Genomic DNA, 11,834 nt, shown 5'->3' on the forward strand with positions numbered 1-11,834 from the left:
CCGCTCAGAAGAACTCGTCAAGAAGGCGATAGAAGGCGATGCGCTGCGAATCGGGAGCGGCGATACCGTAAAGCACGAGGAAGCGGTCAGCCCATTCGCCGCCAAGCTCTTCAGCAATATCACGGGTAGCCAACGCTATGTCCTGATAGCGGTCCGCCACACCCAGCCGGCCACAGTCGATGAATCCAGAAAAGCGGCCATTTTCCACCATGATATTCGGCAAGCAGGCATCGCCATGGGTCACGACGAGATCCTCGCCGTCGGGCATGCGCGCCTTGAGCCTGGCGAACAGTTCGGCTGGCGCGAGCCCCTGATGCTCTTCGTCCAGATCATCCTGATCGACAAGACCGGCTTCCATCCGAGTACGTGCTCGCTCGATGCGATGTTTCGCTTGGTGGTCGAATGGGCAGGTAGCCGGATCAAGCGTATGCAGCCGCCGCATTGCATCAGCCATGATGGATACTTTCTCGGCAGGAGCAAGGTGAGATGACAGGAGATCCTGCCCCGGCACTTCGCCCAATAGCAGCCAGTCCCTTCCCGCTTCAGTGACAACGTCGAGCACAGCTGCGCAAGGAACGCCCGTCGTGGCCAGCCACGATAGCCGCGCTGCCTCGTCCTGCAGTTCATTCAGGGCACCGGACAGGTCGGTCTTGACAAAAAGAACCGGGCGCCCCTGCGCTGACAGCCGGAACACGGCGGCATCAGAGCAGCCGATTGTCTGTTGTGCCCAGTCATAGCCGAATAGCCTCTCCACCCAAGCGGCCGGAGAACCTGCGTGCAATCCATCTTGTTCAATCATGCGAAACGATCCTCATCTGGCTCATATATCTTCGGTCAGCGCCGGATGGGCAAAATACCAGGCAACCCGACTGGCGAGGAATCTGATTGCAGGGGGGAAGATATGGTCATTACGTAAATTACTCGCTCAGTCTCTCGCCAAAACAAGAGATCTTGAACCTCCAGGCTTCGCAGTCCCTCGTACAACCGGAGACAACATCCAAGCGATAGCGCGGCTCGGTTTGAGGGCATGCAGGCGGTGGACCAAACGCAAGTTCACCAGCCTGACATGCATCTCCGCATTCTCTTATTGGCAGGACGCTGATCATAGTCACGATCCTTGAAACGCTCAACCACGTAATGCTCAAAATTTTGGTGGTTCCTTCGGCGGATTGTATGGCGTTGCACCGTCGCCATAGAACCGCTTGCGTGTGGCTTCGGCGACCCGGTTGCACAACACGTCGCCCAGCCTGGGGCGATCGGTCTTGCACTGCTGGCGCAGTTCCTTGAGTCGTTCAGGGTTGGCGGCCAGTTCCTCCACCGTCGGAATATTCGCCTCCGAAATGTTGGCCTTCTGAGGCGCCTCGGACTGGCCGCAGGCAGTCATCGCGGCGAACAGTAAAAGCGGGATGATTCTTTTCATGGCGCAGGTGCAACGGATAGGAAATTCAACCGCATGAGGCCAAGTATGGCGCGAGTTTTGGGCCTCGAAACACGTTCGGCCAAGGAAGGTTGAGCGCTCGCTTGCCGCTCAATGGCAAGAGCTTGGGAGGCAGTATGCATTTGGGCCTGGCGCGCGCGCAGCTGCTTCCCCGCAGCGATGGATACCGCCGCTTCACTGGGTCACCAATTGACGCGCTGGTCTACCTCGTCGGGTTGAGCTGCCAGATCCCAATCCGGCTCGCCTTGCGCACCATCATCCACCGGCGCGTCGCAGCCCTCCCACAGCGGTGGCCCGCGTGCCGGGGTGATGTGCGGGGGGGCAGACTCCACCCCGATGTGGTTCAGGATGTGGCGGATTTCGGCGCTGTGGGTGATGAAGGCAATGATGCGCATCTGCCCACCGCACATGGGGCACAGCAGCGGAAATGCCTCGTAGATGCGGGCAATCAGCACCGCCCACAAGTAATGCGCCGCTCGCTTCGGGCGTGCTTCAGGTTCGGGTGTGGGTGTGGCCGCGTTGCCCGGCGCCGCCACCCCAGGTACGCCCGCGCCAGGTTGTGCAGCCTCCACCGTGGCTGGTTGCGACGCAGCAGGCTGAGCCAGCGCCCCGGGGTTCGACACTTAACCGCAATTTTCGCCCCTTTTCGGAAAGTGCCTCCAGCGCCGGCGCGGGTTTGACGGCCGCAATTGCAAAAGCGCTGTGGTGGCACGTTTGTAACAGACGACCTCAAGCTTGACGCGAACTTGTAGGTGGTTAAAGTGGCGGCATCATGCACGTCAAGCTCACCACCTCCGGCGGTCGCCGCTACGTCCAGCTCGTCGAGTCCTACCGCGACGAGGCTGGGCGGGTAAAGAAGCGCACCGTCGCCACGCTCGGCCGCGCCGAGCAGGTCGATGGGTCGCTCGACGCGGTGATCAACGGTCTGCTGAAGATCACTGGCCGCGCGCCGATGGGCGCCAAACCGCCGGCGCCCACGGTGTCGTTCGAGTCCGCGCGCGCGCTCGGTAACGTATGGGCGCTGACCGAGCTGTGGAAGTCGCTCGGCTTCTCGGGGCTGCGCCGGGTGTTCCGGCGCACGCGCCGGACCACGGATGTAGAAGCGCTGATCCGGCTGATGGTGCTCAACCGCCTGTGCGACCCCGAGTCCAAGCTCGGCGTGTTGCGCTGGGTGCAGACCGTGGCGCTGCCCGACTTCGGGCCTAAGGCGGTGACGCACCAGCAGTTGCTGCGCAGCCTCGATGCGCTGATGGATCACCAGGACGAGGTCGATGCCGTGGTCGCCGGGCTGCTGCGCCCGCTGATCGACCAGGATCTGTCGATGGTGTTCTACGACCTCACCACGATCCGCAGCGAAGGACTCAGCCAGCAGACCGGTGACGTGCGCCAGTACGGCATGGCCAAGGAAGGGCTGATTGCCCGCCAGTTCATGCTCGGCGTGGTGCAGACCGCCGAGGGGCTGCCGATCTACCACGAGGTGTTCGACGGCAACACGGCCGAGACGCGTACCTTGCTGCCCACACTCTCCAAGGTGCTCGAGCGCTTCCCGTCGGTGCAGCGCCTGGTGCTGGTCGCTGACCGGGGGCTGCTCAGCCTGGACAATCTGGAGGCGCTGAAGGCCGTGCGCCTGGCCAGCGGCAAGCCGCTCGAATTCATCGTCGCGGTGCCGGGCCGCCGATACAACGAGTTCATCGAGCTGCTCGAACCCTTCCACGAACAGCAGTGCGCAGCCGCCACGCAGGAAGTGATCTCGGAGCACGCCTGGAACGACCTGCGGCTGGTGGTCGCGCACGATCCGGTGACGGCAACCACGAAGACCGAGCAGCGCAATGCGCGTATCGACGCGCTGATCCGCCAGGCAGACCAATGGACCGGCAAGCTCACCGAGCAGGACGAAGGCGTGAAGCACCGGGGGCGCAAACTCTCGGATAGCGGCGCCAAGGCGCGCTTCTACCATGCGGTCAGCGAAGCGCACCTGTCGCGCATTCTCAAGGTGGATCTGGGCGAGGAGCTCTTCAGCTACCACATCGACGACAAGGCGAAGCGTCTTGCCGAAATGATGGACGGCAAGCTGCTGCTGGTGACCAACGCCGAGGGGCTCGCCGCGCAGAACGTGCTTCAGCGCTACAAGTCGCTCGCCGACATCGAGCGCGGCTTCAAGGTGCTCAAGTCCGAGATCGAGATTGGCCCGGTGTATCACCGCCTGCCCGAGCGGATTCGCGCCCACGCGTCGATCTGCTTCATGGCGCTGATCCTGCATCGGGTGATGCGCAGCCGACTCAAGGCGGCGGACGCGGGCTACACGCCCGAGCGGGCGCTCGAGCAACTACAGCGCATCCAGCATCACCGCGTGCGCCTGAACGGCGGCGAGCCGGTGGTCGGGGTGTCGACGCCCAGCACGGAACAGAACGAGGTGTTTCATGCATTAGGAATCGAAAAACCAGCGGCGCCGGAGCAGTTGGCGCTGTTGTAGTGGCATTTTTGAAAGTGCGCTCTAGCAAAAACAAGCACTTGCGAGCGTAACTGTCGAACTCGGGAGCGCCGTTACCGCCGCTCTCAGCGGCGAGTTTGGTGCCAGCACACCAAAGTAGCGGTGCCGGTGGGTGCGTGGCGGTGGCACCAGCGCGGCGATGCGGTCGATCAGTTCCAGCGGTGTGAGGTGCAGCTCATCTGCCTTGGCACCACGCTTGTCACTGGTGCCGCACTCCAGATATGTGGCAAACGCTTTGCGCACGAAGGGCTTGGGGGTGTGGTGGTCGCCCTGGCCGTCGAACTGACCCGCGCTGGCCAACTCTAGCCAGGTCTCGTAGTGCTCGGCTACCGTTTGGTAGAGCAGCGTGCGTTCGGGGTGGCGTGGGTTGTAGAGCTTGGGCTTGGAAGTGGCTGACATGAATACTGTACAACTGCACAGTATTCTGCGGCGATTGTTTGGGTACGCAAAGCACAAGGCCCGAACCGTCGCCAGTTCGGGCCTTGTCAGGGTAGCTTGGCTGCGGACTTACTTGCGCGCAGGCGGCACATCCGTGCAGCTGCCATGCGCCACTTCCGCCGCCATGCCGATGCTCTCGCCCAGCGTGGGGTGGGGGTGGATGGTCTTGCCGATGTCCACCGCATCGGCGCCCATCTCGATGGCCAGGGCAGCTGTGTTTTTAGTTTCAATTTCGGCGTATTTTTTTTCTGTATTTTTAATGCCCCAACCGATTTTAGCTAAATCTTCGGTTTCAAAATATTTAAGTGTATTTCCGAATATTATGATATTAGGTTGTAAACTTTCAATTTGTTTTAAAAGTTTATCTTTACCTTCATCATATGCTTTTTTAATTTCCCAATCATTAGAGGATGAATCAGCTGGTAATTTGTTAATATTTATATATGCAATTTGCTGAACTACTTCATAAGCTTCTTGATTTGCATAAGGTACATTTTCCCATTCAACAGTTGGATTTAAAATACCATAAGTTGCGTATATCATTTTTCGAAATGTAGGTACAGATAACGCATTTTTTTTATGCCAATCATTACGAAAACCTTCACAGACATCAATTTCTTTTTCTTTGTCTTCTGCTGAAATGTTAGCTTCTTTCAAAATCCACAGAATTTTACACGACGCATTATCGTATTCAATATCATTTATTTTCCCGTCAATTATTTCTTTCATTTAATTTGTTGAATTTACGTTTTCTGCGGTAAAGTGACGCCCAACGGTTTGGGTATTGCCGAAGGCGGGGATTTTTTTGCACAGAACTTCAATAGAAATACCGCAGTTCAAATATTACAGAAAAGTTGATTAGAATTCCTTCAGCCCCGCTTTTGGCAATACCTTGTTAGTGGCAGTGCATTTGATTTAAAGCGTTATAGGCATTATATCCCATTCGCTATTTAACAAACGGTGGATATAACAACGGTCGGCTTGTTTTATCAATTCTTCTTTCTGCTCTTCGGAAAGGACCACCTGGCGGGCCAGGGAACATCGGTTTTCAAGCAAAAAATGGGTATAGAGCCCGCCGGATAAACGCAGGCAGCTATGTTTTTAATAGCTATTGAGCCTCTCGCAAGCGCTGGACATCATGGTCAAGATGCGCAACGGCGGCCACATCGCCCCCGATTTGTTCGACGTGTTTGTGAGCCAGGGCGTGCCCCAACGCTATGCGCAAGAGTTCCTGGACCCAGCCCAGATCGACGTTTGACCGTACTGTCGAGATTGGCTGCCGTCACTGGGTCTGCTCCAGAAGCCACTGCCCAAATGCCTGCATGGCGGCGGTGGGCGTGCGCGACTGCAGGTGGGTCAGCCAGTAGGCGCTCCGGTGCAATTCCAGGGCAAAGGGCTGCACCAGCCGCCCCTGTTGCAGCTCGCGCGTGAACAAAGCCACTGGCAACAGAGCCACCCCTGCGCCCTGCGCTGCAGCCTCGGCGAGGGTGAGGGAGGAGTCAAACACCGCGCCCCGTAGCACCGGGCAGGGCAGGCCCGCTGCCGCAAACCATGCCGTCCACTCATCGGTACGGTAGCTGCGCAGCAAGGGCAGCCTGGCCAGGTCACTCGGCTGCTGCAGCCCCTGGGCCAAGGCGGGTGTGCACATGGGCGAGAGTGGTGCCTGAAAAATCTGCTGGGCGTGGGTGCCATGCCAGGCCCCGTCTCCAAAGCGGATGGCATAGTCCAGCCCCTCTCCGGCCATGTCCACCCGGTTGTTGTGGGTAAGCAGGCGCAGGTCCACAAACGGGTGGGTCTGCTGAAAGTGTCGCAGCCGAGGCAGCAGCCAGCCCACGGCGAACGTGCCCACCACGCCCACGGTCAGCACTTCGCGCGGCCGGTTTTCGCGAATCTGTTCCAGTGCCGTCTCCATGCGTGCGAAGGCATCGCTCAATGTGGGCAGCAGCGCCAGCCCCTCGTCCGTCAATGCCAGGCCTCGGGGTAATCGCCGAAAAAGCGGCTTACCCAGGTGATCTTCCAGCTTGCGAATGTGCTGGCTCACCGCGGTTTGGGTGACGTGCAGCTCCAGCGCTGCGCGGGTGAGGCTCAGGTGCCGTGCGGAGGCTTCAAACGCTCGCAGGGCATTGAGAGGCAAGTGCATGGTGATCCATTAGTTTTTCTTGGGTCTGCTCTCAATTATTGCCATTGGCGCAACGCGCAGCGGCGTTATATCATCGCGATCTTTCAAAAGGATGGAGTTTCAGAATGCAAAGGCGAGAGTTTTCCTTGGGGTTGGCCGCGCTGGGGCTTTCCCCGTTGGCGGGTTGCGCAGTGCCGGCCGCCCCTGGCGCAGACATCTCCAAAAGTTGGAGCAGCGCGATGGAGGGGATTGAGCACAACGCGCAGGGTCGCCTGGGCGTGTCCATGCTGGATACCGAAACCGGCCTGGCTTTGGGCTGGCGTCAGGACGAACGTTTTGCCATGTGCAGCACCTTCAAGCTACTGCTGGCGGGGTGGATGCTGTCGCTGGTGGACCAGGGCCGCGAAGAGCTTGATGCGCGTGTGCACTACGCGCCTGCCGATGTGGTCGACTACTCGCCCGTCAGCGGGCCGCGCGCAGGCACAGGCGGGGGCTTGACGGTGGGTGAACTGTGCTCTGCCACGGTGAGCCTGAGCGACAACACTGCAGCCAACGTCTTGCTGGAACGCCACGGCGGCCCGGCTGCGCTCACCCGCTACCTGCGTATGCTGGGCGACCCCATCACGCGCCTGGACCGCAATGAGCCCACCCTGAACGAAGCCGCCATTGGCGATGTGCGCGACACCACCACCCCGCTGGCCATGCTCCAGACCATGCAAAAGCTGGTGTTGGGCGAATCACTGTCTGCCTCGTCCCGCGCGTGGCTGCAGCGTTGGCTCATTGAAACCAGCACCGGCGACAAGCGCTTGCGCGCGGGGGCCCCGGGCTGGAAGGTGGGGGACAAGACAGGCACTGCCGGCAGCAGTGGTACTGCCAACGATGTGGCCGTGCTTTGGCCGCCAGGCGCCAGCGGTCACCGCGGGGCAGTGCTGGTGACCTGCTATCTCACCCGATCTGCGGTAGCGCCAGAGCAGCGAGATGCCGCGATTGCTGCTGTAGGCCGCGCGGTGGTGAGGGCAAGCTTGGCATCGCGCGGAACCTGATCGCTGGCGTTCAGGCTGCCTGCAGCCGCCTGAAGCGCTTAAAAAAGCTCTACGTCGTCGTTGGCCACTTTGGTGGCCAGCTCGCCAGAGGCGACCAGATCTTCGTAGAAGCGCACCTGGTTGCGACCATGTTCCTTGGCGTAATAAAGCGCCTGGTCTGCCTGGCCCAGAATTTCCACCGGCGACCCGCGCGAGGTGCCGACAAAACCCAGGCTCACCGTGACGTTGCCAACCTGCGGGAAGTGGTATTCCTGCACCGCTTCGCGGAAGCGGTTGAACACCTTGTGGGCTTTGGAAAGCGTGGTGTTGCGCAGCAGCACCACGAACTCTTCACCACCAAAACGGAAGATGCGGTCGTGCGAGCGGAAAGAGCTGCGCAGAATGTTGGCGACCAGAATCAGCACTTCGTCGCCATACAGGTGCCCAAAGCGGTCATTGACTTGCTTGAAGTGGTCAATGTCCACTACCGCCAGCCAGTTCTGCACGGGCTCACTGGTGGGGCTGACTTCTTCTGAAATCATCGACTCCGCGGCCTGGGGCTTGCTGCTACTCAGGCCGGGCAGTGCGTTGCGAGCAAATTGCTCATCGAAGGTTTTGCGGTTGAACAGCCCGGTCAGTGCATCGCGCTCGGAATAGTCCAGCAGGCTCTGGTAGTTCTGGTAGACGAGGAACACGCCTTTGAGCACATCCAGCTTGTGGGCCGAGAAGGGGCGCGACTGCGTGATCTCCAGGCAGGTGCTGACTTTTTCGTGCATCCACACCGGCAGCCACAGCGTGTGCCGACCAGGGCGCGGGTGCGCCAGGGCGCTGTCGCCCTGCGTGGTCACGCACTGCATCAGTTCGGGGTAATGCTCCAGCGGTTCCTTGCGCGGGTCTGCGGCGGCCTCGGAGTCGGTAGACACCAGCTGGCCGTCCTGCACCCAGGTGCGTGGGCGGATATGGGGCTGGCCGTTGTCGGTGAACAGCTCCAGCGCCCGCACCTCCTTGATACCGCTGAGCTTTTGCAGGGTCGAGAGCACCGACACTTCCAGCCGCAAGTGGTCGCGGTGGCCAGTCATCTCGACCAAGTGTTGCAATATGGGCTTCATAGGCGGGGAAGTGCGTGCGGCTCAGGCAGAGGTCAACGGCGCTTGAAAACGATGTCCCACACCCCGTGGCCCAACCGCAAACCGCGGTTTTCGAACTTGGTGAGAGGGCGATAGTCCGGCTGGGGCGCGTAGCCTTCAGCCGTATTGGCCAGCAAGGGCTCCTGGCCCAGCACTTCAAGCATCTGCTCTGCATAGGGCTGCCAGTCGGTGGCGCAGTGCAGATACCCGCCGGGCTTGAGGCGTGCCGCCAGCTTGGCGACCAGCGGGCTCTGGATCAGGCGGCGCTACGGATAGGAAATTCAACCGCATGAGGCCAAGTATGGCGCGAGTTTTGGGCCTCGAAACACGTTCGGCCAAGGAAGGTTGAGCGCTCGCTTGCCGCTCAATGGCAAGAGCTTGGGAGGCAGTATGCATTTGGGCCTGGCGCGCGCGCAGCTGCTTCCCCGCAGCGATGGATACCGCCGCTTCACTGGGTCACCAATTGACGCGCTGGTCTACCTCGTCGGGTTGAGCTGCCAGATCCCAATCCGGCTCGCCTTGCGCACCATCATCCACCGGCGCGTCGCAGCCCTCCCACAGCGGTGGCCCGCGTGCCGGGGTGATGTGCGGGGGGGCAGACTCCACCCCGATGTGGTTCAGGATGTGGCGGATTTCGGCGCTGTGGGTGATGAAGGCAATGATGCGCATCTGCCCATCGCACATGGGGCACAGCAGCGGAAATGCCTCGTAGATGCGGGCAATCAGCACCGCCCACAAGTAATGCGCCGCTCGCTTCGGGCGTGCTTCAGGTTCGGGTGTGGGTGTGGCCGCGTTGCCCGGCGCCGCCACCCCAGGTACGCCCGCGCCAGGTTGTGCAGTCTCCACCGTGGCTGGTTGCGACGCAGCAGGCTGAGCCAGCGCCGTTACCGCCGCTCTCAGCGGCGAGTTTGGTGCCAGCACACCAAAGTAGCGGTGCCGGTGGGTGCGTGGCGGTGGCACCAGCGCGGCGATGCGGTCGATCAGTTCCAGCGGTGTGAGGTGCAGCTCATCTGCCTTGGCACCACGCTTGTCACTGGTGGGCTCGCTGCGCTGTTTGGCACAGCGGTACACCAGTTTGCTTCCCTCTTTGCGTAGGCGCTCCATGGAAAACGGTGGACGCGCGCAATAGCGCAGCAGCCGCTCCAGCGCAGCGCGGTCGTGGGCTTCGATGCACACCCCCGCATCCACCGAGAAGCCGCTGTGTTTGTAGCCCAGCATGTCTTTGGCGTCACAGTTCTCCAGCAGCATCGCCGGCATGTCCCCCTGGCGGACGGGAAGTATCCAGCTCGAGTGGGTGGTGAGCAGCTCGCCGTCGCGCAGCAGGCGCCAGCGCTCCATCCACGCAGTGACCTCAGGCGGAAAACGGGAAGACACACTCATGAGATGCCTGCAAGCAATTCGTTCTGTATCAGGCGCAGGAGCGTCCCGTCCGGGTCGACCAAAGCGGCCATCGTGCCTCCCCACTCCTGCAGTTCGGGGGCATGGATGCGCGGATAGCCGCTGCTGGTTTCCTGGATGCCGACGGATTTGCACTGCCGGTAGAACTCCGCGAGGTCGTCCAGCCTCAGGCAGCAGCTGAACCAACTCGCGAGGGGATCGAGCCCGGGGTGGGCGAAGAACTCCAGCATGAGATCCCCGCGCTGGAGGATCATCCAGCCGGCGTCCCGGAAAACGATTCCGAAGCCCAACCTTTCATAGAAGGCGGCGGTGGAATCGAAATCTCGTGATGGCAGGTTGGGCGTCGCTTGGTCGGTCATTTCGAACCCCAGAGTCCCGCTCAGAAGAACTCGTCAAGAAGGCGATAGAAGGCGATGCGCTGCGAATCGGGAGCGGCGATACCGTAAAGCACGAGGAAGCGGTCAGCCCATTCGCCGCCAAGCTCTTCAGCAATATCACGGGTAGCCAACGCTATGTCCTGATAGCGGTCCGCCACACCCAGCCGGCCACAGTCGATGAATCCAGAAAAGCGGCCATTTTCCACCATGATATTCGGCAAGCAGGCATCGCCATGGGTCACGACGAGATCCTCGCCGTCGGGCATGCGCGCCTTGAGCCTGGCGAACAGTTCGGCTGGCGCGAGCCCCTGATGCTCTTCGTCCAGATCATCCTGATCGACAAGACCGGCTTCCATCCGAGTACGTGCTCGCTCGATGCGATGTTTCGCTTGGTGGTCGAATGGGCAGGTAGCCGGATCAAGCGTATGCAGCCGCCGCATTGCATCAGCCATGATGGATACTTTCTCGGCAGGAGCAAGGTGAGATGACAGGAGATCCTGCCCCGGCACTTCGCCCAATAGCAGCCAGTCCCTTCCCGCTTCAGTGACAACGTCGAGCACAGCTGCGCAAGGAACGCCCGTCGTGGCCAGCCACGATAGCCGCGCTGCCTCGTCCTGCAGTTCATTCAGGGCACCGGACAGGTCGGTCTTGACAAAAAGAACCGGGCGCCCCTGCGCTGACAGCCGGAACACGGCGGCATCAGAGCAGCCGATTGTCTGTTGTGCCCAGTCATAGCCGAATAGCCTCTCCACCCAAGCGGCCGGAGAACCTGCGTGCAATCCATCTTGTTCAATCATGCGAAACGATCCTCATCTGGCTCATATATCTTCGGTCAGCGCCGGATGGGCAAAATACCAGGCAACCCGACTGGCGAGGAATCTGATTGCAGGGGGGAAGATATGGTCATTACGTAAATTACTCGCTCAGTCTCTCGCCAAAACAAGAGATCTTGAACCTCCAGGCTTCGCAGTCCCTCGTACAACCGGAGACAACATCCAAGCGATAGCGCGGCTCGGTTTGAGGGCATGCAGGCGGTGGACCAAACGCAAGTTCACCAGCCTGACATGCATCTCCGCATTCTCTTATTGGCAGGACGCTGATCATAGTCACGATCCTTGAAACGCTCAACCACGTAATGCTCAAAATTTTGGTGGTTCCTTCGGCGGATTGTATGGCGTTGCACCGTCGCCATAGAACCGCTTGCGTGTGGCTTCGGCGACCCGGTTGCACAACACGTCGCCCAGCCTGGGGCGATCGGTCTTGCACTGCTGGCGCAGTTCCTTGAGTCGTTCAGGGTTGGCGGCCAGTTCCTCCACCGTCGGAATATTCGCCTCCGAAATGTTGGCCTTCTGAGGCGCCTCGGACTGGCCGCAGGCAGTCATCGCGGCGAACAGTAAAAGCGGGATGATTCTTTTCATGGCGCA

The 11,834-nt window shown here is 60.4% G+C and carries 12 protein-coding genes and 3 pseudogenes; 3 read left to right on the forward strand and 12 right to left on the reverse strand.

All coding sequences use genetic code 11. The features are described 5' to 3' along the window. Positions 1–4 precede the first annotated feature (4 nt). From ACVWSC_RS02720 to ACVWSC_RS02730, 3 genes and pseudogenes are all read right to left on the reverse strand, one after another. Complete coding sequence (locus ACVWSC_RS02720; protein WP_000572405.1) at positions 5–799, reverse strand: aminoglycoside O-phosphotransferase APH(3')-IIa; 795 nt, start codon at positions 797–799, stop codon at positions 5–7. Between the two features lie 342 nt (positions 800–1,141). Beyond that, the gene (locus ACVWSC_RS02725) at positions 1,142–1,420 is read right to left on the reverse strand and encodes an EexN family lipoprotein (RefSeq protein WP_012076320.1); all 279 of its coding nucleotides are present in this window, start codon (positions 1,418–1,420) and stop codon (positions 1,142–1,144) included. A 200-nt stretch (positions 1,421–1,620) separates the two neighbouring features. Beyond that, a pseudogene (locus ACVWSC_RS02730) lies at positions 1,621–2,046 on the reverse strand (IS91 family transposase); the annotation flags it as partial. Positions 2,047–2,210: 164 nt separating this feature from the next. Between ACVWSC_RS02730 and ACVWSC_RS02735 the strand changes: the two are divergent. After that, complete coding sequence (locus ACVWSC_RS02735) at positions 2,211–3,911, forward strand: IS1634 family transposase (protein WP_442111918.1); 1,701 nt, start codon at positions 2,211–2,213, stop codon at positions 3,909–3,911. A 63-nt stretch (positions 3,912–3,974) separates the two neighbouring features. Here ACVWSC_RS02735 and ACVWSC_RS02740 read toward each other — a convergent pair. Together ACVWSC_RS02740 and ACVWSC_RS02745 are read right to left on the reverse strand one after the other, a co-directional pair. Continuing rightward, positions 3,975–4,328: pseudogene (locus ACVWSC_RS02740) on the reverse strand (transposase); the annotation flags it as partial. Positions 4,329–4,436: 108 nt separating this feature from the next. Further along, a complete protein-coding gene (locus tag ACVWSC_RS02745; protein WP_442111920.1) occupies positions 4,437–5,096 on the reverse strand; it encodes a hypothetical protein in 660 nt (219 codons plus the stop codon). A gap of 382 nt (positions 5,097–5,478) precedes the next feature. On the opposite strand from ACVWSC_RS02745, the gene ACVWSC_RS02750 reads away from it, so the two are divergent. Further along, positions 5,479–5,625 (forward strand): hypothetical protein, encoded by a 147-nt coding sequence (locus ACVWSC_RS02750; RefSeq protein ID WP_442111922.1) that lies wholly within the window; start codon positions 5,479–5,481, stop codon positions 5,623–5,625. Positions 5,626–5,649: 24 nt separating this feature from the next. On the opposite strand, the gene ACVWSC_RS02755 is transcribed toward ACVWSC_RS02750, so the two are convergent. After that, positions 5,650–6,507, reverse strand: a complete 858-nt coding sequence (locus tag ACVWSC_RS02755; RefSeq protein ID WP_442111924.1) for a LysR family transcriptional regulator — start codon at positions 6,505–6,507, stop codon at positions 5,650–5,652. 104 nt (positions 6,508–6,611) lie between these two features. Here ACVWSC_RS02755 and bla point away from each other — a divergent pair, with 104 nt between their 5' ends. Beyond that, positions 6,612–7,529 (forward strand): class A beta-lactamase, encoded by a 918-nt coding sequence (bla, locus tag ACVWSC_RS02760; protein WP_442111926.1) that lies wholly within the window; start codon positions 6,612–6,614, stop codon positions 7,527–7,529. 38 nt (positions 7,530–7,567) lie between these two features. Here the strand turns inward: bla and ACVWSC_RS02765 are convergent, their stop codons facing one another. The 6 genes and pseudogenes from ACVWSC_RS02765 to ACVWSC_RS02790 form a co-directional block, all read right to left on the reverse strand. Then, a complete protein-coding gene (locus ACVWSC_RS02765) occupies positions 7,568–8,617 on the reverse strand; it encodes a GGDEF domain-containing protein (protein WP_442111928.1) in 1,050 nt (349 codons plus the stop codon). A gap of 32 nt (positions 8,618–8,649) precedes the next feature. After that, positions 8,650–8,895, reverse strand: a complete 246-nt coding sequence (trmB, locus tag ACVWSC_RS02770) for a tRNA (guanine(46)-N(7))-methyltransferase TrmB (RefSeq protein ID WP_442114245.1) — start codon at positions 8,893–8,895, stop codon at positions 8,650–8,652. Between the two features lie 196 nt (positions 8,896–9,091). Continuing rightward, positions 9,092–9,880: pseudogene (locus ACVWSC_RS02775) on the reverse strand (IS91-like element ISCR8/ISPps1 family transposase); the annotation flags it as partial. 131 nt (positions 9,881–10,011) lie between these two features. Then, positions 10,012–10,392 carry a bleomycin binding protein BLMT gene (locus tag ACVWSC_RS02780; RefSeq protein ID WP_000131935.1) on the reverse strand — a complete coding sequence of 127 codons (381 nt, stop codon included), beginning with the start codon at positions 10,390–10,392 and terminating at the stop codon, positions 10,012–10,014. 20 nt (positions 10,393–10,412) lie between these two features. Continuing rightward, entirely contained in the window at positions 10,413–11,207 is a 795-nt protein-coding gene (locus tag ACVWSC_RS02785) for an aminoglycoside O-phosphotransferase APH(3')-IIa (protein WP_000572405.1), read from the reverse strand. 342 nt (positions 11,208–11,549) lie between these two features. Then, positions 11,550–11,828: an EexN family lipoprotein gene (locus ACVWSC_RS02790; protein WP_012076320.1), complete on the reverse strand. Its 279-nt coding sequence runs from the start codon at positions 11,826–11,828 to the stop codon at positions 11,550–11,552. Positions 11,829–11,834 lie beyond the last annotated feature (6 nt).

The sequence above is a fragment of the Pseudomonas sp. NUPR-002 genome, from assembly GCF_056322725.1.

Coding starts and splice junctions, on each gene's coding strand:
- ACVWSC_RS02780 (WP_000131935.1), bottom strand. CDS start 10,392: ATGACCGACCAAGCGACGCCCAACCTGCCATCACGAGATTTCGATTCC.
- ACVWSC_RS02720 (WP_000572405.1), bottom strand. CDS start 799: ATGATTGAACAAGATGGATTGCACGCAGGTTCTCCGGCCGCTTGGGTG.
- ACVWSC_RS02725 (WP_012076320.1), bottom strand. CDS start 1,420: ATGAAAAGAATCATCCCGCTTTTACTGTTCGCCGCGATGACTGCCTGC.
- ACVWSC_RS02790 (WP_012076320.1), bottom strand. CDS start 11,828: ATGAAAAGAATCATCCCGCTTTTACTGTTCGCCGCGATGACTGCCTGC.
- ACVWSC_RS02765 (WP_442111928.1), bottom strand. CDS start 8,617: ATGAAGCCCATATTGCAACACTTGGTCGAGATGACTGGCCACCGCGAC.
- bla (WP_442111926.1), top strand. CDS start 6,612: ATGCAAAGGCGAGAGTTTTCCTTGGGGTTGGCCGCGCTGGGGCTTTCC.
- ACVWSC_RS02755 (WP_442111924.1), bottom strand. CDS start 6,507: ATGCACTTGCCTCTCAATGCCCTGCGAGCGTTTGAAGCCTCCGCACGG.
- ACVWSC_RS02785 (WP_000572405.1), bottom strand. CDS start 11,207: ATGATTGAACAAGATGGATTGCACGCAGGTTCTCCGGCCGCTTGGGTG.
- ACVWSC_RS02745 (WP_442111920.1), bottom strand. CDS start 5,096: ATGAAAGAAATAATTGACGGGAAAATAAATGATATTGAATACGATAAT.
- ACVWSC_RS02735 (WP_442111918.1), top strand. CDS start 2,211: ATGCACGTCAAGCTCACCACCTCCGGCGGTCGCCGCTACGTCCAGCTC.